The organism is Cryobacterium sp. RTC2.1, assembly GCF_035018685.1.
GTDB lineage: Bacteria > Actinomycetota > Actinomycetes > Actinomycetales > Microbacteriaceae > Cryobacterium > Cryobacterium glucosi.
This window is the reverse complement of record NZ_JASJXJ010000014.1, coordinates 1-22,723: the sequence shown is the minus strand read 5'-3', so window position 1 is coordinate 22,723 and position 22,723 is coordinate 1. Positions and strand designations below refer to the sequence as shown.

Here is a 22,723-nt window from a genome sequence, read left to right as displayed (position 1 = left end):
GGCGTTGCCGGCAGCACGTCGACCGGAGGCACGTCGACCGGCGGCCGCCCGGGTCAGCGGTCTTCGCGGGCCTCTGCGGCGAGTTCGTCACGGACCGCCACGGCGAGGTCGGGGTGGTCGGCGAAGACCCCGTCGATCCCGGTGCCCATGATGGTGCGGAACTCGGTCTGCCAGTCGCCGAAGTCGGCGCGGAACCGCCCGCGCTGGAAGGTCTTCGCAAGGAACACGTTCTCCGGGCGCAGGGTCCAGCAGTAGATCTCGAGGTTGGCGGCGTGGGCGGCGTCGACGAGATCGGAAGCTCCCGTGACGTGTCCGTCCGCCCCGATCTCGAGGACGAGCGACTTCGGCACGCTGACGCCGTCGACGAGACCGCTCAGCCCGTAGAGGCCCTGGTCGGTCAGGTAGTCCGCGTAGTCGGGGGCCGAGCGGCCGAGCAGGCGCACCTGGTCGGCCGGTTTCCCCGTCGCCTCGAGCAGGAAGACCCGTTTCCCATAGATGCCGCGTGCGTAGACCTGGTCGAGCAGGGTGCGTTCGAAACTCTCGATCGTGAGCCGCCCGTCACCGGCGTTCCAGCCGGCAGTGTTCACCTCGGCGGCGAAGAGTTCGTCGACAGGGAGGCCGATCGACTCGAAATAGCTCGCGTGCTTGATCTCGGCGACGACGCCGACCGGGCGCCTCGCCCGGCTGGACACCCGGTCCATGAGCTTGAACACGTCGCGCAACCGCAGCAGCGGGAATCGGCCGTCGAAGGACGCACTGGCCTTGCGGAGTGCCGGCAGCCGTTCGCGAGCTCGCAGGGTGCGCAGCTCGGCCCAGGTGAAGTCCTCGGTGAACCAGCCCGTCATGCGGATGCCGTCAATGACCTTCCGGGTGCGGCGAGCGGCGAATTCGGGATGGGCCGCAACATCCGTCGTCGCGGAGATCTCGTTCTCGTGACGCACGATGAGCACGCCGTCGCGGGTGACGACGACGTCGGGTTCGACCGCGTCCGCACCGAGGGCAACCGCGAGCTCATAGGCGCCGCGGGTGTGCTCCGGCCGGTAACCGCTCGCCCCGCGGTGACCGATCACGATCGGTTGCATTCCCTGACCATACGCGCTGCTGGCAGACTCGAAGCCATGACACTCTGGAGGGAACCCGACACCCGGCGCCACACGCCGGCGGTGTATCGCGCCCGCCTCACGCTCGGAGTCTCTGCGATCGCGCTCGGCGTTGCCGCGACGAACCTCACGAGCACCTACAGTCTCTTCTTCCTCGCCATCGGGCCCGCCGTGCAGCTGCTCGGCTGGCTCGCGCTGCCCGGGGCACTCTGGCGGCGACTGCTGGTGATCCTCCCCGCGGAAATCGCCGCGCTCACGCTCCTGGCCGGCCCCGATTTCACCGGCGCGTTCGCCGTACTCCTCGCGTGCTGGCTGTTCGTGCGGCACCGGCCGGGGATCAGCTACCTCGTGCTGCTCGCCCCCGTCGTCGTGAGCTTCGCCCTCAAGCTGTCGCTGCACAACTCGTCGCAGAACTGGGTCGGAGACGTGGCCGGTTCGGTGACCGTGATCGCCGCGGCGTGGGTAGCCCGCGCTCTCGCACGGCGACGCTGGGCGCGGCTCAATCCGCCGCCGGCCGGCGAAACGGCCGGAACAGGCGACACCGGGGACAACCCCTCAGGATCTACAAGGCAGACGCCCAGCAGGGCTGAATAGACTCTCAGAAACGCCCACCGGCGTAGTGCCGGATCCCCGGCGTTGACAATACCCGAGCTGATTGAGATCTTAGGAACATGGCATCCTCAAACCCCGCATTCTCGCGCAATCCCGCCTTTGCCGCACAAGGATCCGCGGCAGCGAACGGCCTGACCGAAGCTGACCTGCAGCGCATCTACGAAGCGCCGTCCGCAGGCTCGCAGGACACCGGCCGGATGACCTACGAAGACACCATCGTGAAGACCACGCTGAGCTTCGCCCTTCTGCTCGTCGCAGCAGCGGCCAGCTGGCTGCTCACTCCCACGATGCCGTTCCTGCCGTTCCTCGGCATGATCGCCGGCCTCGTGCTCGGCCTGGTCAACGCCTTCAAGAAGGAGCCGTCACCGGGCCTGATCCTCGCGTACGCCGCAGCGGAAGGCCTCTTCGTCGGCGGTATCTCGTACATCTTCGAGGCCATCTACCCTGGCGTCGTCGTCCAGGCCGTGCTCGCGACCCTCGTGGTCGTCGGTGTGACCCTCGCGCTGTTCGCAAGCGGCAAGATCCGCGCCTCGAAGCGCGCGACCAAGGTCTTCCTGATCGCGATGGTCGGCTACTTCGTGTTCTCGATGCTCAACTTCGGCCTCGTCGCCTTCGGCGCCGTCGACAGCCCGTTCGGCCTCAGCAGCAACGTGAAGATCTTCGGCATCCCGCTCGGCGTCGCGATCGGAATCCTCGCGGTGCTCATGGCCGCGTACTCCCTCGTGCTCGACTTCGACTTCATCCAGCGTGGCGTCAACAACCGGGTCGCCCGCAAGTACGGCTGGTCCGGCGCGTTCGGCATCATGGTGACTGTCGTCTGGCTCTACGTCGAGCTGCTCCGCCTCTTCGCGATCTCGCGAAACTAGCTCGCTCGCACCCTGGCGAGAGCAGGACCTCGCCGCACACACTGTGAAGTCGGAGATTTTCGCCAGGAAGATCTCCGACTTCACGTCGTTAAGGCAGGGGTCGCAGAGCCGGAGGCCGGCTCAGATCCAGCCCTTGTCTGTCGCAATGCGGATCGCCTCTGACCGGTTGCTCGCCCCGAGCTTGGCGGATGCCGCCGAGAGGTAGTTCCGGACGGCCCCAGGGCTCAGGTGCAGGGCGCGTGCGACCTCTGGGGCACTCCGTCCCCCCGCCGCGAGGAAAAGGACCTCGGTCTCCCGCGCGGTGAGCGGTGATTCTCCGTGCATCATCGCGTTGATCGCGAGCTGCGGGTCGATTACGCGTTCGCCGGCCCGGATCTTCCGGATGACCGCGATCAGGCGCTCTGAGGCGAGGTCCGTGTGCTGGAAGCCGTCCACGCCGCCCCGGATGGCGCGGCGGACGTCACCGGGGCGCGGATGGCTCGCGAGCAGCAGCACCTTCACCCGCGGGTCGGCGGCCTGGATCAGCGGCAACAGCCCCAGGCCGTCGATCGTGGGCAGGTGGATGTCGAGGACGATGACATCGGGAGCGGTCCGGCGCACCGTCGAGAGGACCTCGACGCCGTCGCCGATCGCGGCAACGACCTCGATGTCGGCTTCGAGCGAGAAGACGGCCTGGAGCGCCGTACGCAGGAGGACGTGATCCTCGACGAGCAGCACCCGGATCCGCGAGCCCTGCGCCTTCACCGGTGCGGGAAGTGCGGGCTGGGTGGTGTCGAAGCTCATCCCTGCCCCCTCCCGACGTCGGACGACTGCCCGCGATCACGGCAGTTGTGAAGTGGAAGGTCGCGTATGGACTCTAGCAAACACCGACGGCGAAAAACCCCCCGAACGGGGTGGGGATCTGCCCAGAAGTCCCGACCAACGCCCGGGCGGTCAGTGCGGGGAGGACGAAGCCTCGACGCGCCACTGCCCGTCCGGCCCGCCGGGCCGCGCGGTCGCCCGGCTCATCGAGAAGGTGCGGGTGCGGAACCGCCAGGCCAACCGGACCATCGCGACGCCCGCCTGCCGGTAGTGATCCGCGAGCGCACGGGTGAAGACGGCGCGTCCCGGCACATCGACCCAGCCGTCCGCGCCGGTGTACACGGCTTCGACGCGCGGCCGGGCCGCGGCGTTCCGGAACAGGACGATGGCCTCCGCGGCGATCTCATCGCCGTCAGAGTGGATGCGGTGCCGCGGTGCGGATTCCTCGGCAGGGACGCTCCGGGGCGCAGCGCCCGGCGAGCGCGGCTCATCATCGAACCCGCGTGTTTCCGGAACCGTGGAATCCATGGGCGTCACCTTCGTCCGGGGACGACGCCCCGACCGGATTGCCCGGCCGGCTGCCGCCGCGAGGAGGCCTCCGCGGGAGACGACGGAGAGCCGAAGCGGCTCCCGTCGACGCTTCCCACTCATCCTCACGCGGATGCCACGACGTCGGAAGTCCCTCCTGTCACCGCTGCCCCATGACAGCTGTCACGTTCCGCTGATCGCCACCCGGAGCGCACCGGAAACGCACCGCCTTCGCCCGGTTACGAAAGAAGCACCCTCGTCTCGACGACGAGGGTGCTTCTTTCGTGCTGCAGCGGGAGTCGCTCAGCGGGGAGCGCTCACTCCCACTCGATGGTTCCCGGCGGCTTCGACGTGACGTCGAGAACGACGCGGTTGACGCCATCCACTTCGTTCGTGATGCGGTTGGAGATGCGGGCGAGCAGGTCGTACGGCAGGCGGGTCCAGTCGGCCGTCATCGCGTCCTCAGAGGAGACCGGGCGCAGCACGATCGGGTGACCGTACGTACGGCCGTCGCCCTGGACGCCGACGGAACGGACATCCGCGAGCAGCACGACCGGGCACTGCCAGATGACCCCGTCGAGGCCGGCGGCGGTCAGCTCGGCGCGCACGATCGCATCCGCGTGCCGCAGCAGTTCGAGCCGTTCGAAAGTGATCGAACCGACGATGCGGATGCCCAGGCCTGGACCGGGGAACGGCTGGCGCTGCACGATCTCCTGCGGCAGACCCAGTTCGGCGCCGATCGCACGCACCTCATCCTTGAACAGGGTGCGGAGCGGTTCGACGAGCTCGAACTTCAGGTCGTCCGGCAGGCCGCCGACGTTGTGGTGGCTCTTGATGTTCGCGGTGCCGCTGCCGCCGCCGGACTCGACGACGTCGGGGTACAGGGTGCCCTGGACGAGGAAGCGGATCGGGTCGCCGTCCTTCTCCGCGGCCTCCCTGATGAGTTCGGCCTGGGCCTGCTCGAAGGTGCGGATGAATTCGCGGCCGATGATCTTGCGCTTGGTCTCCGGGTCGCTGACACCCTCGAGCGCGGCGAGGAACTGCTCGCGTACGTCCACGGTGACGAGGCGCACGCCGGTGGCCTTGACGTAGTCCTCCTCGACCTGGCGGCGTTCGTCCTGGCGGAGCAGGCCGTGGTCGACGAAGACGCAGACGAGCTGGTCGCCGATGGCCTTGTGCACGAGCGCCGCGGCCACGGCGGAGTCGACGCCGCCGGAGAGCCCGCAGATGACCTTGCCGGTGCCGACCTGGGCGCGGATCTTCGCGACCTGTTCGGCGATGACGTTGCCGCTGTTCCAGTCGGCGGGAATCCCGGCTGCGCGGTGCAGGAAGTTCTCGAGCACGTCCTGGCCGAATTCGGTGTGCTTGACCTCGGGGTGCCACTGCACGCCGTAGAGGCGGCGCTCGTCGTTCGCGAACGCGGCGACCGGGGTCGAGCCGGTCGAGGCGAGCACCGCGAAGCCCGCAGGGGCGCGGGAGACGGAGTCACCGTGGCTCATCCACACGGTCTGCTCGTTCGGCTGCCCGGCGAGGAGGACGTTGTCGCCGCTCGCGACCGTCACGGGGGTCGACCCGTATTCGCTGAGCCCGGTGTGGGCGACCTCGCCGCCGAGGGCGGTCGCCATCACCTGGAAGCCGTAGCAGATGCCGAGCACGGGAATACCGAGGTCGAAGATCGCGGGGTCGAAGGTCGGGGCGCCCTCGGCGTAGACACTCGAGGGTCCTCCGCTCAGCACGATCCCGACCGGGTTCTTCGCGGCGACCTCCGCAGCGGTGATCGAGTGTGCGACGATCTCCGAGTAGACGGATGCCTCGCGCACGCGGCGCGCGATCAGCTGGGCGTACTGGGCGCCGAAGTCCACCACGAGCACGGGTCGGTCGATGCCGGACGCCTCCGTCGGAGTCACGACCACGGTCGGGTCGGCAACTGAAGTCATGAACGGGCCTCCGCACCCTCGGCGTCGGAAAGTGCCCTGGCGGAAAGCCAGGCGCGGACCTCGCGGGCGACGCGACCCTCGAGGAAGAAGGACAGGGTGGGGATCACGCCGCCGAGGGCGATCAGCAGGAACCGGCTGAACGGCCAGCGCATCAGGCTCCAGAGCCGGAAGTCCGCGAACAGGTACAGCACGTAGAACCAGCCGTGCATGATCAGGATTGCGGTGCTCAGGTTGAACGCGGTGACGGTGTCGCGCGGGACGAGCAGCCCGTACGGGCCGCCGAGCTCGAGCTCGTACTGGAAGCCGAACTTGAGGATGACCTCGGCGCAGAGCAGCAGCAGGAAGACGCCGGTGATGATCGAGGACGTCTGGTAGAGCTTCAACGCCCCCGGGATGCTGGGGATATCAGCGCGTTTGGGTTCGAGTGGCATGCGCCAATTCTAACCGGCGGAAATCGCCGCTTCCTCGCGGAGCTCCTCCTCCCGCTCCCAGGCGTCCCGGACGAGGCGGTACCAGAGGAACACGGCGAAGCCGGCGAAGACGACCCACTCGATGGCGTAGAAGATGTTCAGCCAGTTGAGGGAGGCATCCGTGAGGGGTGCCGGCGAATCGATTCCCGTGAGACCGGATGCCGCGGTCCCGTCGACGATGTAGCCCGGGTAGACCGCTGTGCCGTCGAAGCCGGCCCAGAGGTTGATCAGGGCCGCGGTGGACACCGTCGTCATGCTGTGCGGGTCACGGCCGTCCGCGGGAACGACGGGGGCTTCGGTCGGGAGGAACCGGCCGGCCAGGGTGACGACCTGGTTGGCCGGGGCCGACGCGAGGCCTTCCATCGTCGACCGGGCTGTCGCCTCGTCCGGAGCCCAGCCGCGGGCGACCGCGATGCTCGCGCCCGCGCCGTTCCCCGTGCCTGCCGCACCGACGATGAAGTGGCTCACGACCCAGTAGCCGGAGGTCCCGTCGTTGGACCGGTCGCTGATCAGCTGCTCGTCGCCGGGCACGTAGCTGCCGTCGACGGTGACGAGCTGGCCGGTCGCCGCGTCACGCGGGGCGCCTCCGGGAGTCACGACGCCGGCGAGGGGTTTCACGGTCTCGGTGGTCTTCTCGACAACAACACCGGATGCGACGGCGCGTTCGAGCTGCCAGCGCCCGAGCGCCGCGAAGCCGGCCGCGACGGCGAGGGCGAGCAGGAGCGCGAGAATCCAGCGGGGGCGGAGCATCATGCGGATCATTGGTAGTCACCTGTCCCGGCGTCGGGTGCCGGCTTGTCCCTCTGGGCGCGAGTGCGCGAAAGTCGTTTGGCGTAGTCGGCCATCGGGTCGGCGTCTGCGTCGGCCTCTGCGGCCTGGCCGGAATCGACGCCGGAATCCCGGTCCGATTCCGGGGCGGCGGCGGGGTGCGAGTCGGCAGGAACGTGCACGTCGGCAGGTGCGTGCGCCTGCGTCTCGTCATCGGCATCTGGGTCTGGGTTCACGCGTGCGCTCGGGCGCGGGGCCGTGTTCGGTCGGACTGAGGCAGGCAGCGGTGTCGGCCCGTCGAGTTCGTCGATGCCGTCATCCACCACGTGCTTGACGTATTCGCCGCGTTCGGCCTGTTCCGCCCGTTCGTCGTGGTCGGCGCGGCGGTCGTGGTCCGTGCGCTTCCGCGGCTCCGGCCGTGATGACGGCAGCGGCTGGTCGCCGAGGTGGGCGGCGGCGCGCTGCGCGTCCTGGTCGCTCAGCGCGCCCGCTGTCGCCGCGTCGACGAGCCGGAACTCCTCGGCGTGCATCGGGTCGCGGTCGGGCCGGACGCCCGCGCGCTTCCGGCGGCGTCCGGGCAGCAGGGCGCCGAGCCGTTCGGAATTGGCGGCGAAGAGCGGACCGAGGATGGCCATGGTGAGCACGTAGAGGCCCGCGAACGGCTGGAGTAGCCCGTTCAGACCCGCTCCGACCGAGAGGGTCGCGAGGATGAGCGTGAACTCTCCGCGGTTCACCAGGATCGCGGCGGCGTTGAGCCCCTCGGAGATTCCCATCGAGTGCAACCGGGCCAGCAGCATCCCCGAGATCAGGTTGAGCACGAAGGTCATCACCACCGCCGCGAGCACCACGAGGATGACCGAACCGAACTCGGCGATGTGCAGCGCGAGGCCGAAGTTGAGGAAGAAGAAGGCGGCGAAGATGTCCCGCAACGGGACGGCGACACGTTCGAGCCGGGTGCGGTAGGTGCTCGCGCCGAGGACGACACCGATCAGGAACGCGCCGATCGCATCCGTCACTCCGATGATCTCGCCGATGCCGGCGAAGAGCACGGCAAGCCCGAAGAACAGGATCGTGAAGAGTTCGTCGTCCTTGGTGCGGACCAGGCGGGACACGACCCGTCCGCCCCACCGGGCGAGCGAGAACATCACGACGAGGAAGAGGAACGCGATGCTCAGTTGCAGCACGATCGGCCAGATCTCGGTCTTGCCGCTCAGCACGACCGAGACGATCGACAGGTACACCGCGATGAAGATGTCGCCGACCACGGTCACGCCGAGGATCATCGGCGTCTCCTTGTTGGCGAGCCGGCGCAGCTCGATCAGGAGCTTGGTGATGATCGCGCTCGAGGAGGTGCCGGTCATCCCGGCAATGACGAGGGCCTCCCGGGTGCCCCAGCCGACCATCACCCCGAAGGCGAACCCGATGCCCATGTTGATCACGACGTAGGAGCCGCCGGAGAGCAGCAGTTTCCCGGCGTCGTTGAAGAACTCCTCCTGGTCGAACTCGAGGCCAAGGCTGAACAGGAGCAGGATGAGCCCGAAGACGGCGATGAGCTCGATGTCTGCGGAGTGGAAGTCGAGCGGGAACCAGTGGGTGTACGGGCTCGCGAGCAGGCCGACGATCATGTAGATCGGGATGGACGGCAGGCCGATCAGTTTTGCGGCGCGCCCGAGCACATAAGCCACGACCAGCAGGATGCCGAGTGTGATCAGGTCCGTGCCAAGGTTCATTGGTTAGCCCCCGGGGGGCGCGTCGACGGTCTTGGCCTTGAGTTCACCGGTGCGGAAGAACGTGAAGGCCTTGGCGACCTTCTCCGGGGATCCTGCGACGACGAGGGTGTCGCCGGGGAAGACCCGGAAGTCCTGGGCCGGTGCCGGGTTGGCGGACTCGCCGCGCACGACGGCGACGACCGTGAGGCCGGCGATGCCGCGGTCGGCGGGGTTGCCGAGGGTCTGGCCGGCGATGTGATCCTCGTAGTCGACCGTGAACCAGTCGATGCTGAGACCGGGGATCTGGTCGAGCGCGGTGAGCGACTCGGTGATCTGGGTGCCGCCGAGGAGTTCGGCGAGGGTGTGCGCCTCGTCTTCATTGAGGCGGAGGGAGACCTTGCTCGCGTCTGGGCCGCCCTCGTCGTCCGCGAAGGTGATGAGGTCGCTGTGCCCGGAGCGGTGGGCGATGACGCCGACCTTGCCGCCGTCATCGGTGATGAAGGTGTGCAGCACACCCACTCCGGGAAGCTTGACCCGCCGAACGTCAACCATGGTTACGACTCCTGAAGATTATGGGCAAGTGGGCCCTAGTCTATCGAAGCCGCCCGTCACCCGCCCGGTGGTGGTATCGCCTGTGTCAGTGCGTGACGGAGTCGCCCATCGCCGACCGCTCGGTCAGGACGATATCGGGAGCCTCGAGGCGCACCCGGTCGGCGGACTCGTCGTCGGGTTCGAGCTGGGAGGCGCGTTCCGCGGCGACGCGCTTGAGGTAGACCGCGACCTCGCGTTCCTCTCGTTCGGCGTCCCAGCCGAGCACGCCGGCCATCAGCCTGGCCGCGACCGGCGCCGCGGAGACCCCGCGATCCCAGGCCTCGATCGAGATGCGGGTGCGCCGGGCCAGGACGTCCTCGAGGTGGAGGGCGCCCAGGTGGCCGGCCGCGTACACGACTTCGGCCTGGATGTAGTCGTCGGCTCCCGGGAGCGGCTCGATCAGCTCAGGGCTCTCCCGGATGAGGTCGAGCAGCTCGTCGGTGAGGGTACCGTACCGGTTGAGCAGGTGCTCGACCCGCACGGTGTGCAGCCCGAATGCCGTCGCGATGCGGGTGCGCTTGTTCCACGCGGCCTTGTACCCCTCCGCACCGAGCAGCGGGATCTCGTGCGTCGTTGACGGGGCGATCTTCCCGTCGAGGGCGTCAACGGCCGCGTCGATGGCGTCCTTCGCCATGATCCGGTATGTGGTCCACTTTCCGCCGGCGATCACGACGAGACCGGGAACGGAGTGCCCGACCAGGTGTTCGCGGGACAGTTTCGAGGTCTGCTCCGACTCCCCGGCGAGCAGCGGCCGGAGACCGGCGTAGACGCCCTCGACGTCCTCGCGGGTCAGCGGCACCCGCAGCACCGAATTGACGTGCTCGAGCAGGTAGTCGATGTCGGCGGCCGTCGCCGCAGGGTGCGCCTTGTCGAGGTGCCAGTCGGTGTCGGTGGTGCCGATGAGCCAGTGCCTGCCCCACGGGATCACGAAGAGCACGCTCTTCTCCGTGCGCAGCAGCAGCCCCATCGCCGACTGGAACCGGTCGCGCGGCACGACGAGGTGGATGCCCTTGCTCGCGCGCACCTTGAAGGTGCCGCGTTCGCCGACCATCCGCTGGGTGTCGTCGGTCCAGACGCCTGTCGCGTTGACGACCTGCTTCGCGCGCACCTCGAAGCGTTCGCCGGTCTCGAGGTCGTGCGCGCGCACGCCCACGACCCGCTCGCCGACCTTGATGAAGCCCTCGACCCGCACCCGGCTCGCCGCGTGGGCGCCGTAGAACGAGGCGGTGCGCACGAGCGACGCCGTGTACAGGGCGTCATCGACCTGCGCGTCGTAGTAGGTGATACCGCCGACCGTCGCGTCGGCGTCGAGGCTCGGGATCATGCCCATCACCTGGCGCTTGGACAGGTGCCGGTGGTGCGGGACGCCGGGCGGCCGGCCACCGGTGTACGAGAAGATGTCGTAGAGCAGCATGCCCGCACCCACATAGAAGCGCTCGGTGACCCGCTTCTTCAACGGGTACAGGAAGCGCACGGGCTTGACCAGGTGCGGGGCGATGCGCTGCAGGAGCAGTCCGCGTTCCGTGAGCGCTTCCCGAACGAGGCGAAAGTCGAGCTGCTCGAGATAGCGGATGCCGCCGTGCACGAGCTTGGACGACCGGCTCGACGTTCCGCTGGCCCAGTCCCGTGCCTCGAGAATGCCGACGCTCAGTCCGCGGGTGACGGCGTCGAGGGCGCTGCCCGCGCCGACGATCCCGCCGCCGACGACGAGGATGTCGACCTCCTTGGATTTCAGCCTCTCAATGGCCGCGGCGCGTTCCGCCGGTCCCAGCTTGTTCGACCGCGTGACCGAATTCCCTGTTGCCATGTGCGTACTCCCATCGAGGTGGTGGTGCGTACCTCGACGCTAGTTCGTTCGGTACGGCGCGACAACCACCTCGACGCGCTGGAATTCCTTGAGGGTCGAATAACCGGTGGTCGCCATCGACCGGCGCAGGGCGCCGACGAGGTTGGCGGTGCCGTCGGCGATCGGCGTCGGGCCGTACAGGATGGTCTCGAGCGGGGCGACGGTGCCGACCTCGACCCGCTTGCCGCGGGGCAGCTGCGGGTGGTGCACCTCGGCGCCCCAGTGGAATCCGCCGCCGGGGGCATCCGTCGCCCTGGCCAGGGTGGTGCCGAGCATAACGGCGTCCGCGCCGCAGGCGAGCGCCTTGACGATGTCGCCGGAGGTGCTGAGGCCGCCGTCGGCGATGACGTGCACATAGCGTCCGCCGGATTCGTCGAGGTAGTCGCGGCGAGCGCCGGCGACGTCGGCGACGGCCGTGGCCATCGGGGCGTGGATGCCGAGCGAGGCCCGGGTGGTCGACGCCGCGCCGCCGCCGAAGCCGACGAGCACGCCGGCAGCGCCGGTGCGCATCAGGTGCAGGGCCGCCGTGTATGTGGCCGCACCGCCGACGATGACGGGTACGTCGAGCTCGTAGATGAACTTCTTGAGGTTGAGCGGCTCCTGGTTGAGCGAGACGTGCTCGGCGGACACCGTGGTGCCGCGGATGACGAAGAGGTCGACGCCGGCGGCGACGACGGTTTCGTAGAGTTCCTGGGTGCGCTGCGGGGAGAGCGCTCCGGCGACGGTGACCCCGGCGGCGCGGATCTGGGCGAGCCGCTCGGTGACGAGGGCCGGTTTGATCGGTTCGGAGTAGATCTCCTGCATGCGGGCGGTCGCGCGGTCGGCCGGAAGTTCGCGGATCTCGGCGAGGAGCGGTTCCGGGTCGTCGTAGCGGGTCCAGAGGCCCTCGAGGTCGAGCACGCCGATGCCGCCGAGCTGGCCCATCATGATCGCCGTGGTCGGGGAGACCACGGAGTCCATCGGGGCTGCGAGGAACGGGATCGCGAATTCGTACGCGTCGATCGTCCAGCTGACATTCACGTCTTCGGGATCGCGGGTGCGCCGACTGGGCACGACAGCGATGTCGTCAAAGGCGTACGCGCGGCGAGCGCGCTTGGAGCGGCCGATCTCGATTTCCATACCCCCAGCTTAGGCGCAGCCCGTAACCGGAGGGTGTGAACCGCTAGGCTGGCGCAAATCCCGCAGGTGAGGCCCGCAAACCTGCCCGATGCACCAGGAGCACCCGATGTCGTCCGAAACGCCCACCGAGTCCGCAAAGCCCCGCCTCAACCTGATGTTCAGCAACCTGGAGCTCGTGATCGCGGTCCTCCTCGGCCTCGTCTCCATCGCAACGGCCTATGCCTCCTTCCAGGCGGCGCTCTACGACAGCCAGATGGCCGGTGCGTACACCAAGGGTTCGACGCAGTCCACCGAGGCGGAGTCGCTCTATCTCGAGGCCAACCAGCAATTCCTCGAGGACACCCAGGTCTGGAACCGCCTCGCCGAGCTCGACATCGAGAAGGACAGCACGGATGCCGCGATCGCCGCAGACGCGACGGGCAAGTACGACACCCTGACCTTCCAGGCGGTCTCGACGGACTTCGCCGCGGCCATCGCCCGGGCCGACGCCGAGAACACGGCAGACGCCACGGTCTACCACAGCCCGCTCGACGACGAGGAATACCAGAGCACCCTCTTCGGCGGCTACTCCGAGACGCAGGCGAAGTCGGTCGCGACGATCAGCCAGGGCGACGTGTACAACAGCTTCAGTGACCGGCTCACCCTGAACACCGTCCTGATGTCGATCTCGCTGTTCCTGCTCGGCATCGCCGCCCTCGTGCGCCAGTTCAAGGTGCAGCTCGTGCTGATGTCGACCGGCGTGGTGATCTTCGTCGTGGCGGCCGCGCTGACCGCGATGATCCCCTACCTCGGCCTGTAGCGGGGCAAGCTGTGCGAACGGCACAAGCACAAGGAGCGGCACGAGCAGCACGACCGGTGCGCAGGCCTGTCGCGGCGCTGGCCGCACTGGCCCTGGTCGTCGGCCTGGCCGCGTGCACGACGGACAGCCCGGTCGAGCCGAACAGCGGCGAGGGCCCGGCCGCCGGCAGCTGGACCGTTCTCACCTACTCAATCGCCGACACCGACCTCGAGCCGTTCATGATGGCCGACCTCGGCGAGATGGGTGAGGTCGGTTCACACGACGGCCTCAATCTCGTCGCCCTCGTCGACCGTTCGGCGGACTACAGCTCAGAACCCGTGCTCGGCCAGCCCGACTGGACCGGCGGGAAGCTCCTGCACGTCCTGCCCGGCGGCGCAGAGGTGATGGACGACCTCGGCCCCGTGGACACCGGCGACCCCGCCGTGCTCTCCGACTTCATCACCCGCGGCATCAGCGCGTACCCCGCGGAGCACTACGCCGTGATCATCTCCGATCACGGCGCATCCTGGCCGGGCGTCGGCGGGGACGAATCGGCCGACGGAGATTCGCTGAGCCTCGCCGAACTGAACGACGCCATCGGCAGCGGCCTGAGCGCGGCCGGTGTGTCGAAGCTCGACCTGCTCGGCTTCGACGCCTGTCTGATGGCGACCTACGAGGTCGCAAGCACCCTGGCCCCGCGCGCGGACCGCTTGCTCGCCTCCCAGGAGCTCGAGCCGGGTCACGGCTGGAACTACACGGCCCTCGAGACGGCCGCCGCGGGCGCCGCCGTCGACGAGCTCGGCTCCGCGCTGATCCAGGGGTTCTCCTCCCAGGCCGAAACCGAGGGCGACGCGGCCGAGATCACCCTGTCCCTGATCGACCTCGGCAAGCTGCCCGCGGTGGATGCCGCCCTCGCCTCGTTCAGCAGCAGCCTGGTCGGGCGCGGGGCCGGTCTCGCTCCCGTTGTGGGCCGAACCCTCGCGAGCACCCTCGGCTTCGGGCGCAGCCCCGATCCGGCCGAGGACTCGTTCATGACCGACCTCGGCCTCCTCGCCGGCGAGATCGGGCAGGGCGACACCGCGGAAGCCGACGCTGCCGATGCGCTCGTACGGGCGATCAGTTCGGCGGTGGTCGACAAGGTCGACGGCCAGTCCACCGCGGGCGCCACCGGTCTGTCGATCTACTTCCCGCCCCAGAAGGCCTATTTCGCAGAGGACTACCGTGCACTCGGCACCGCAGGTGGCTGGCTCGACTTCCTGACCTCTTATTACGCCGCCGGCGGTGCGATCCCCGGCGACCAGAAGACCCGGTTCACCGGGGGTGACGCCGAGGTCTCCTTCGGCGCGGACGGACTGAGCATCAGCGCCGCGCTCGACCCTGCCGGGCTCGGGAACGCGGCGAGCGCATCCGTCCGGTACGGCCTCATCGAGGCAGACGGCTCGGTCACCTACCTCGGCGAGCGGCCGGCGACGGTGGACGCGGGCGGGTCTGGCCGGGTGCATGGCGGGTACGACCTCACCCAGCTCACCCTGGCCGACGGCACCGACACGACGCCCGCATACGCGCAGCTCGGCGTCGACACGGGCACTGCCACGGCGGGGTCCGGCTCCGTCACGATCGACGTGCCGATGGCGTATTACTCTCCCGGTGACGTCGCGGGAGAGACCTACCAGGACGTGCTCCTGAGCCTCACCCTCGACGGCGCGAGCGGAGACATCCTCAACGAGACCTACTTCGCCTACGACGACAAGCTCGGCAGCTACGGCGAGCTCACCGCGGACCCGGACGGCATCATCGTGCCCGAGCGGCTCAACGTGCAGGGCGACGGCACCGAGAGCTGGGTCGGCACGAGCGACTACGGCCTCTACGCCGACCTCCCTGCCCTGCACTACTCCTTCGCCAGGCTCCCCTCGGGCAGCCGGTTGCGGGTCGACCTGACCGTGACCGACTTCGGCGGCAACAGCGCCACCGCGAGCGGCACCGCGACCGTCCCCTGACCCGCGCGCCCCGCGCGCCCCCGCTTTCGTGAGGTGTCGCAGATCGACGTTCGTGGCGCCCGCGAACCTCGATATGCGACACCTCAGCGAGGCAATCAACGGGTGCGCCTACGGCACAGGAGGTGCAAGCTGCTGTCATGGACGTTGAAGCCGAACCGTTGTCCCTGCTGCGCGAACGCACGAGCCTCAAGTGGCGGGCTTTTCCCGACGACGTGCTGCCCCTTTTCGTCGCCGAACTCGACTACCCGCTCGCCGAGCCGATCAGGGACGCCCTGTTCGAGGCCGTGCGCCGGAGCGACACCGGCTACGCGGCATCCGCTGAGCCGCTCGCCCAGGCGTTCGCCGCCTTCGCCGCCCGCCGCTGGGGCTGGCCGGTCGACCCCGGGCAGGTGGTCGCGACGAACGAAGTGGGTTCGGCCGTCGTCGAGGTGCTGCGGATGATCCTCGAGCCAGGCGACGAGGTCGTGATCACTCCCCCGGTCTACCCGCCGTTCTTCGACCTCGTGCCCGAGGCGGGCGGCCTGGTCGTCGACGTGCCACTCCTGCACGGCCAGACCGGCTGGACGCTCGACCTCGACGGCCTCGAAGCCGCGCTCCGCCGGGGCGCCCGCGCCGTACTGCTCTGCAATCCGCAGAACCCGCTCGGCCACCCGCACGGCATCGAGGACCTCACAGCCCTCGCCGAACTCGCCGACCGGTACGGGGCCTTCGTGGTCAGCGACGAGGTGAACGCACCGCTCGCCTACAGCGCCGAGAGTTTCACCCCGTACCTCACGGTGTCCCCTGCCGCGGCCCAGCACGGCGTCTGCGTCACGAGCGCGAGCACGGCCTGGAACCTCGCCGGGCTCACCTGCGCTCTCATCGTCACCGCCTCCGAGCGGATGCGCCTGCTCACCTCCGCCCTGCCGCCCGGCATCCGCGAGCGCACCGGCCACCTCGGGCTGCTCGCGAGCACCGTGGCATTCCGCGACGGTGGCCCGTGGCTCGACGGCGCGCTCGCCGCGCTCGAGGCGAACCGGGGACTGCTGGCCGGGCTCCTCGACGCGCATCTCCGCGGGGTCGGCTACGAGCAGCCGCGCGCGGGCTATCTGGCCTGGCTGGACCTGCGCTCGCTCGGCTGGGGCGACGACCCGGCAGCGGTCGCCCTCGAGCGTGCGAAGGTCGCGCTGCTGCCAGGCTTGCTCTTCGGCACTCCGGGCGCCGGTTTCGCCCGGCTCAACTTCGGCTGCTCACCCGATGTGCTCAGCGAGGCCGTCTCGCGGATCGCCGCGGCGACCTGAGCCGAGCACCGGCCCCACGCCGCGGCATCCGCCGCCCGCCCCAACCAATTCGACGGAGATTTTCGCGATTCGGGCCCGAAAACGCGCTCTCACGCACAAAAAAGCCAAAAACTCCGTCGAATTGGTTCGGGGACAAGAGGGTCAGCGACGGTAGTTCGGAGCCTCGACCACGATCTGCACGTCGTGCGGGTGCGATTCCTTGAGCCCGGCGGAGGTGATCCGCACGAACTTACCCTTCTGCTTGAGCTCGTCGATCGTGCGCGCCCCGACGTAGAACATCGACTGGCGGAGGCCGCCGATGAGCTGGTACGCGACGGCGGATACCGGACCGCGGTACGGAACCTGCCCCTCGATGCCCTCGGGGATGAGCTTGTCGTCGGAGGGGACGTCCGACTGGAAGTAGCGGTCCTTCGAATAGGAGGTCTTGTTTCCGCGGGTCTGCAGCGCGCCGAGCGAGCCCATGCCGCGGTAGGTCTTGAACTGCTTGCCGTTGACGAAAACGAGCTCTCCCGGGCTCTCGTCACAGCCGGCGAGGAGCGAGCCGAGCATGACGGTGTCCGCGCCGGCGACGAGCGCCTTGGCGATGTCACCGGAGTACTGCAGTCCGCCGTCGGCGATGACCGGGATCCCGGTCTCACGCGCGGCGAGGGAGGCCTGGTAGACCGCCGTGATCTGGGGGACGCCGACGCCGGCGACGATGCGGGTCGTGCAGATGGAGCCAGGGCCGACGCCGACCTTGATCGCGTCCGCGCCCGCGTCGATGAGCGCCTGGGCGCCGCTCCTGGTGGCGACGTTGCCGCCGATGACGTCAACGGCCGCGAAGGCCGGGTCGGTCTTGAGCCGGCGGATGATCTCGAGCACGCCGGCGCTGTCGCCGTTGGCGGTGTCGACGACGAGCACGTCGACCCCCGCGTCGAGCAGCGCGGTCGCGCGCTGCCACGCGTCGCCGAAGAAGCCGATGGCCGCGCCGACGCGCAGCCGACCGGCGTCGTCCTTCGTCGCGTGCGGGTATTCCTCGCTCTTGTCGAAGTCCTTGACGGTGATCAGGCCGGTGAGCCGGCCGGCGTCGTCGACGAGGGGAAGCTTCTCGATCTTGTGGGTGGCGAAGATGGCCACCGCGTCCATCGGCGCCATGCCGACCTTGCCGGTGATGAGCGGCATCCGCGTCATCACCTCGCGCACCCGCATCGTGTGCTTCTGGGTGGCCGTGACGAAGCGCATATCGCGGTTCGTGATGATGCCGACGAGCACGCCGTCTCCGTCGACGACGGGGAGTCCGCTGATCCGGAACTGCCGGCAGAGGGCGTCGACGTCCGCGACGGTGGCCTCCGGCGAAGTTGTTACCGGATTGGTAATCATCCCGGATTCGCTGCGTTTGACGAGATCGACCTGTTCGGCCTGGTCCGCGATCGACAGGTTGCGGTGCAGGACACCGAGCCCCCCTTCGCGGGCCATGGCGATGGCCATCCTGGTCTCGGTGACCGTGTCCATGGCGCTCGAAAGCAGGGGCGTCGCGACGCTGATTCTCCGGGTCAACCGCGACATTGTCACTGCTTCACTGGGAATGACGTCGGTGTGGCCTGGCAGGAGCAGGACGTCGTCGTAGGTAAGCCCGGTGAAACCGAACGGATCTGGCTGATCCATGAAACCCCTTTTTGCTGGTGCAGAGAAATAACAGAAGAGTCCGGGAATTCGTGGAAACGACCGGTTCCCCAATGTTAAGCGACTTCTCCGCGCGCGCATTCCTTGAGGACGGAAACGATTCCGAGGTCCACTCCGAAACATTTGCGACATAATCGGGACGTACTGTCGACGAAGAAGTTGGCAGGGGCCGGTTCACCCGAGTTTTTTCCCCTCGACCACCCCGAGGCCCCGCCCGTTCACGGAGGTTACGTTTTGACACCATTCATGCAGCGAACACGTACGGCAGGCCTCCTGTCGTCCCGGCGGATGCTCGCCGGTCTCCTGCTCATCGGAGTCGCCAGTCTGGGCCTGATGGGCCTCGGCGCGACGAGTGCTTCCGCGGCGACGGCCGTCCCGACTACGGCGTGTGTGGCCAATGCCACAACAGGCTGTATCCAGGGCACGATCAAGCAGGGCAACGGCGACCCCGCCGTCGGCGTGAGGCTCACGGTCACGAACGGTGACACGACCGAGAACCTCGTGACGGATGCCGCGGGCAAGTGGGGCGTGGCCATCACGGTCGCAGGCCCCTCAACCGTCACCCTCGACACCACGAGCCTGCCGAGCGGGAACACCCTCGACCCGAGCATCGCCAACCCGGCAACCGTCAATGGCGGCCTGGGTCGCAACGCCGGCACCATCTTCAAGCTGGTCAGCGGGGAAAGCACCGGCCTCTCGACCTCTGCCCCGTCGACGGGTGACTCCGCGACGACCGGCTCCGTCACGTGGGAGCGCTTCCTCCAGCAGGCCGCGTCGGGCATCCGCCTCGGGTTGCTGCTCGCCCTCGCCTCCGTCGGCCTCTCGCTGATCTACGGGACGACCGGGCTGAGCAACTTCGCCCACGGCGAGCAGGTGACCCTCGGCGGCCTGCTGGCATTCGTGCTCGCCAACCAGCTCGGTCTCAACCTCTTCCTCGCCGCCTTCCTCACCGTCGCGGTCTGCGCGGCGACCGGGTACTTCCAGGATGCGCTGATCTGGAAGCCACTGCGCAAGCGCGGCCTGCCGAACACCCAGCTGATGATCGTGACCATCGGCCTCTCGATCGCGCTGCAGTACGCGTTCCAGTTCTTCATCGGGGCCAAGACCGTCCGGATCGACAAGGCCAACCCGGTCACCGTCGAAATCGGCCCGATCACCCTCTCGGTTCAGTCGCTCTGGGCGATGGGCATCGCCGTTGCGGTCATCATCCTCGTCGGGCTGTTCCTGCTCCGGTCCCGGATCGGCCGGGCCACCCGCGCTGTTTCGGACAACCCCTCGCTCGCCGCGGCCTCCGGGATCGACGTCGACGCCATCATCCGCCTGGTCTGGACGGCCTCCGCCGGACTCGCCGGTCTCGCCGGCGTCATGCTCGGCCTCGTGCTCAATGGCGTGAACTGGCAGACCGGCCTGCAGCTGCTGCTGCTGATGTTCGCCGCGGTCACCCTCGGCGGCCTCGGCACCGCGTTCGGCGCCCTCGCCGGCGCGATGATCATCGGCATGGTCGTCGAGCTCACGAACCTCGTGCTCCCCGGCGACTTCAAGTACGCCACGGCACTGCTCATTCTCATCCTCGTCCTGCTCGTCAGGCCACAAGGCATTTTCGGGCGCCGAGAGCGCATCGGTTAGGAAGGACAAGACCGTGAATGAATTTCTGACGACCCTGACGGCGATTGCCGCCTCCGCCTTCTCGCCATCGACGGCGGCACTCGCCATCGCAGCCATCGGGCTCAACATCCACTTCGGCTACACCGGCCTGCTCAACATGGGCCAGGCCGGGTTCATGCTCGTCGGCGCATACGCCTTCGCCATCTCCATCGTCGCCGGGATCCCGCTGTTCCCCGCCGTGCTGATCGCACTCGTCGCCGCGGCGGTCTTCGCACTCATCCTCGGCGTTCCGACGCTGAAGCTGCGCGGTGACTACCTCGCGATCGTCACGATCTCGGCCGCAGAGATCGTGCGGATGATCGGGCGCTCGTCGCTCCTCACCGACATCACCGGCGGCTCGAACGGTCTCACCGGCCAGAGCTACCGAGGCCCGTTCACCGACCTCTCCTTCCTCGGCGACGGCCAGACCACCCTCGGCCCGTTCACCTACGACAACACCGGCTCCAACGGCTGGTGGATCCGCCTGGTCGCGTGGTCCATCGTCGGGATCCTCTGCCTCTTCGTGTTCCTGCTGATGCGCAGCCCGTGGGGTCGCGTACTCCGCGGCATCCGGGAAGACGAGGATGCGATCCGCAGCCTCGGCAAGAACGTCTACAGCTACAAGATGCAGGCGCTCATCCTCGGCGGCACCATCGGAGCGCTCGGCGGCATCATCTACGTGCTGCCGGCATCCGTTCAGGCGGACAGCATGGGACGCTCGATGACGTTCTTCGTGTGGACCGCACTGCTGCTCGGCGGCGCCGCTACCGTGTTCGGGCCCGTGCTCGGCTCGATCATCTTCTTCGCCCTGCGCCTGTTCGTGCAGGGTGTCGCCGGCCAGTTCGTGCCGGACAGCATCATGAACGGCCAGCAGGCCGAACAGTTCTCCTGGATCCTGATCGGTGTGGTGCTCATGCTCGTGGTCATCTTCAGACCCCAGGGTGTACTCGGTAACAAGAAGGAGCTGAGCTTCAATGTCAACTGATCTCGGAGTCACCGTCGCCCCGACAGCCGCTGCGGCAGCCGCAACCGCGAGCGTCGCCGCCGTCTCCCCCCTTCCCGGCGTCCCCAAGCCCGACCCGATCCTGGTCGTCGACAACATCGTGCGCCAGTTCGGCGGCATGACCGCCGTCAACGTGCCGCACCTCGAGGTACAGCGCGGAATCATCACGGCCCTGATCGGCCCGAACGGCGCGGGCAAGACCACGTTCTTCAACCTGATCACGGGCTTCGACAAGCCGAGCTCCGCCCCGCGCCTCATCGGCGGGCCGAAGTCCGACCAGGCCGCCCGCTCGATGTTCAACGGGCGTTCGGTCAACAACATGGGTGCGGCGAAGGTCGCCCAGCGCGGCATGGTGCGCACTTTCCAGCTCACCAAGGCGCTCAGCAGGCTCACCGTGCTCGAGAACATGCTCCTCGGCGCGAAGGACCAGCCAGGCGAAAACCTCTTCGCCGCGGTGATCAAGCCGCTCTGGGCCGCGCGCGAACGGGAGATCACGGCGCAGGCCGAGGACCTCCTGCAGCGATTCAAGCTGCTCGAGAAGAAGAACGACATGGCCGGGAGCCTCTCCGGCGGCCAGAAGAAGCTCCTCGAGATGGCGCGGGCGCTCATGAGCGAACCGACCATGATCATGCTCGACGAGCCGATGGCCGGGGTCAACCCCGCACTCACCCAGTCGCTGCTCGGGCACATCAAGTCTCTCCGCGACGAGGGCATGACCGTCCTGTTCGTCGAGCACGACATGCACATGGTGCGGCACATCTCCGACTGGGTCGTCGTGATGGCCGAGGGCAAGGTTGTTGCGGAGGGCCCGTCGGCCACCGTCATGGACGACCAGGCCGTGATCGACGCCTACCTCGGCGCGCACCACGACACCGACCTCGGCGACGACTCGCTCCTCACGGACGAAGTCGCGGAGGAACTGGCCAAAGAGGTCGAACTCGAAAACCGCACGGAAGGCGACGCGTAGTCATGGTTGTACCCACAGGCTCTCCCGCTCCGGTCCTGCAGGCGACGGATCTCGTCGCCGGCTATGTTCCCGGGGTCAATATCCTCAACGGCTGCAACCTGGATGTCTACCCCGGTGAGCTCATCGGAATCATCGGCCCGAACGGCGCAGGCAAGTCCACGCTGCTCAAGGCACTGTTCGGACTGGTGTCCGTCCGCAGCGGCAACGTCACGCTCAAGGGCGAAGACATCACCGGTTTCAAGGCGAACCGCCTCGTGCAGGCCGGCGTCGGCTTCGTCCCCCAGAACAACAACGTGTTCCCCTCCCTCACGATCGAGGAGAACCTGCAGATGGGCCTGTACCTGCGGCCCAAACTGCTCGTCGAACGCCTCGACGCGATCTTCGACCTGTTCCCCGCCCTCGCCGACCGCCGCAACCAGCGAGCCGGTTCGCTCTCCGGCGGGGAACGCCAGTCGGTCGCGATGGCGCGTGCGCTCATGATGGACCCGTCCGTACTGCTCCTCGACGAGCCGTCCGCCGGCCTCTCCCCGGTGCGCCAGGACGAGACCTTCATCCGTACCCGCCGCATCAACAAGACCGGCGTCACGATCGTGATGGTCGAGCAGAACGCCCGCCGCTGCCTGCAGATCTGCGACCGCGGGTACGTGCTCGACCAGGGCCGCAATGCCTACACAGGCACCGGCCGCGAGCTCGCCGACGACCCCAAGGTCATCGAGCTCTACCTCGGCACCCTCGCCAAGGACGTCGACGCTGAGAAGGACGAGAAGCCCGTCAGCATCGCCTGACCCGGTCTGACCCGGTCTGACCCGGTCTTCTGACCCGCCCGCACTGCCGAGAGGCCCGTGCCAGCCCCCTGGGGGCCGGTACGGGCCTTTTCGCGTCCCCGGCGACATCCGCCGCTGCGCCCGTCTGCTCAGGCGCTCCCGCAACGGCGGGCGCGGGCTGCCGAAACCGGCGCCGGTGCGGCTGGAAACCTCGCTGAGGGGTCGCACATCGAGGTTCACGGGGTCGGCGAACGTCGATCTGCGACACCTCAGCGAAAGAG

20 protein-coding genes are annotated in these 22,723 nt (G+C 68.4%); 9 read left to right on the top strand and 11 right to left on the bottom strand.

The features are described from left to right. Positions 1-53: 53 nt before the first annotated feature. Positions 54-1,082 carry a glycerophosphodiester phosphodiesterase family protein gene (locus QN357_RS03500; protein WP_323504556.1) on the bottom strand — a complete coding sequence of 343 codons (1,029 nt, stop codon included), beginning with the start codon at positions 1,080-1,082 and terminating at the stop codon, positions 54-56. A 36-nt stretch (positions 1,083-1,118) separates the two neighbouring features. Here QN357_RS03500 and QN357_RS03495 point away from each other — a divergent pair, with 36 nt between their 5' ends. Together QN357_RS03495 and QN357_RS03490 are read left to right on the top strand one after the other, a co-directional pair. Continuing rightward, a complete protein-coding gene (locus QN357_RS03495) occupies positions 1,119-1,694 on the top strand; it encodes a hypothetical protein (protein ID WP_323504555.1) in 576 nt (191 codons plus the stop codon). Positions 1,695-1,771: 77 nt separating this feature from the next. After that, the gene (locus QN357_RS03490) at positions 1,772-2,578 is read left to right on the top strand and encodes a Bax inhibitor-1/YccA family membrane protein (protein WP_134449950.1); all 807 of its coding nucleotides are present in this window, start codon (positions 1,772-1,774) and stop codon (positions 2,576-2,578) included. 120 nt (positions 2,579-2,698) lie between these two features. On the opposite strand, the gene QN357_RS03485 is transcribed toward QN357_RS03490, so the two are convergent. From QN357_RS03485 to QN357_RS03445, 9 genes are all read right to left on the bottom strand, one after another. After that, entirely contained in the window at positions 2,699-3,361 is a 663-nt protein-coding gene (locus tag QN357_RS03485) for a response regulator transcription factor (RefSeq protein WP_323504554.1), read from the bottom strand. 150 nt (positions 3,362-3,511) lie between these two features. Further along, the gene (locus QN357_RS03480; protein ID WP_134559037.1) at positions 3,512-3,907 is read right to left on the bottom strand and encodes a hypothetical protein; all 396 of its coding nucleotides are present in this window, start codon (positions 3,905-3,907) and stop codon (positions 3,512-3,514) included. 317 nt (positions 3,908-4,224) lie between these two features. Beyond that, entirely contained in the window at positions 4,225-5,844 is a 1,620-nt protein-coding gene (gene guaA, locus QN357_RS03475; RefSeq protein WP_323504553.1) for a glutamine-hydrolyzing GMP synthase, read from the bottom strand. After that, a complete protein-coding gene (locus QN357_RS03470; protein WP_134449946.1) occupies positions 5,841-6,275 on the bottom strand; it encodes a DUF3817 domain-containing protein in 435 nt (144 codons plus the stop codon). The genes guaA and QN357_RS03470 overlap by 4 nt, the downstream gene beginning before the upstream one ends. Positions 6,276-6,284: 9 nt before the next feature. After that, on the bottom strand, positions 6,285-7,067 hold the full coding sequence (locus tag QN357_RS03465) for an SURF1 family cytochrome oxidase biogenesis protein (RefSeq protein ID WP_323504552.1): 783 nt from the start codon (positions 7,065-7,067) through the stop codon (positions 6,285-6,287). 5 nt (positions 7,068-7,072) lie between these two features. Beyond that, positions 7,073-8,812, bottom strand: a complete 1,740-nt coding sequence (locus QN357_RS03460; RefSeq protein ID WP_323504551.1) for a cation:proton antiporter — start codon at positions 8,810-8,812, stop codon at positions 7,073-7,075. A gap of 3 nt (positions 8,813-8,815) precedes the next feature. Beyond that, entirely contained in the window at positions 8,816-9,343 is a 528-nt protein-coding gene (locus tag QN357_RS03455) for a cation:proton antiporter regulatory subunit (RefSeq protein ID WP_134449944.1), read from the bottom strand. A gap of 85 nt (positions 9,344-9,428) precedes the next feature. Beyond that, positions 9,429-11,189, bottom strand: coding sequence for a glycerol-3-phosphate dehydrogenase/oxidase (locus tag QN357_RS03450; protein ID WP_134449943.1), 1,761 nt, complete (start codon positions 11,187-11,189; stop codon positions 9,429-9,431). A gap of 39 nt (positions 11,190-11,228) precedes the next feature. After that, positions 11,229-12,347 carry a GuaB3 family IMP dehydrogenase-related protein gene (locus QN357_RS03445; RefSeq protein WP_323504550.1) on the bottom strand — a complete coding sequence of 373 codons (1,119 nt, stop codon included), beginning with the start codon at positions 12,345-12,347 and terminating at the stop codon, positions 11,229-11,231. Positions 12,348-12,453: 106 nt separating this feature from the next. On the opposite strand from QN357_RS03445, the gene QN357_RS03440 reads away from it, so the two are divergent. The 3 genes from QN357_RS03440 (at position 12,454) to QN357_RS03430 (ending at position 16,402) form a co-directional block, all read left to right on the top strand. Then, complete coding sequence (locus QN357_RS03440) at positions 12,454-13,146, top strand: hypothetical protein (protein WP_323504549.1); 693 nt, start codon at positions 12,454-12,456, stop codon at positions 13,144-13,146. A 56-nt stretch (positions 13,147-13,202) separates the two neighbouring features. Then, a complete protein-coding gene (locus tag QN357_RS03435; protein ID WP_323504548.1) occupies positions 13,203-15,122 on the top strand; it encodes a clostripain-related cysteine peptidase in 1,920 nt (639 codons plus the stop codon). A 137-nt stretch (positions 15,123-15,259) separates the two neighbouring features. Next, complete coding sequence (locus tag QN357_RS03430) at positions 15,260-16,402, top strand: MalY/PatB family protein (protein WP_323504547.1); 1,143 nt, start codon at positions 15,260-15,262, stop codon at positions 16,400-16,402. 141 nt (positions 16,403-16,543) lie between these two features. Here the strand turns inward: QN357_RS03430 and guaB are convergent, their stop codons facing one another. Further along, positions 16,544-18,046, bottom strand: a complete 1,503-nt coding sequence (gene guaB / locus QN357_RS03425; protein WP_134449938.1) for an IMP dehydrogenase — start codon at positions 18,044-18,046, stop codon at positions 16,544-16,546. Positions 18,047-18,310: 264 nt separating this feature from the next. Between guaB and QN357_RS03420 the strand changes: the two genes are divergently transcribed. The 4 genes from QN357_RS03420 to QN357_RS03405 are packed head-to-tail and all read left to right on the top strand — an operon-like array spanning position 18,311 to position 22,463. Next, positions 18,311-19,690, top strand: a complete 1,380-nt coding sequence (locus QN357_RS03420) for a branched-chain amino acid ABC transporter permease (protein ID WP_134449937.1) — start codon at positions 18,311-18,313, stop codon at positions 19,688-19,690. A 13-nt stretch (positions 19,691-19,703) separates the two neighbouring features. Next, positions 19,704-20,693, top strand: coding sequence for a branched-chain amino acid ABC transporter permease (locus tag QN357_RS03415; protein WP_134449936.1), 990 nt, complete (start codon positions 19,704-19,706; stop codon positions 20,691-20,693). After that, positions 20,683-21,678: an ABC transporter ATP-binding protein gene (locus tag QN357_RS03410; protein ID WP_134449935.1), complete on the top strand. Its 996-nt coding sequence runs from the start codon at positions 20,683-20,685 to the stop codon at positions 21,676-21,678. The genes QN357_RS03415 and QN357_RS03410 overlap by 11 nt, the downstream gene beginning before the upstream one ends. A 2-nt stretch (positions 21,679-21,680) precedes the next feature. Beyond that, positions 21,681-22,463, top strand: a complete 783-nt coding sequence (locus tag QN357_RS03405) for an ABC transporter ATP-binding protein (RefSeq protein WP_134449934.1) — start codon at positions 21,681-21,683, stop codon at positions 22,461-22,463. The last annotated feature ends 260 nt before the right edge of the window (positions 22,464-22,723 follow it).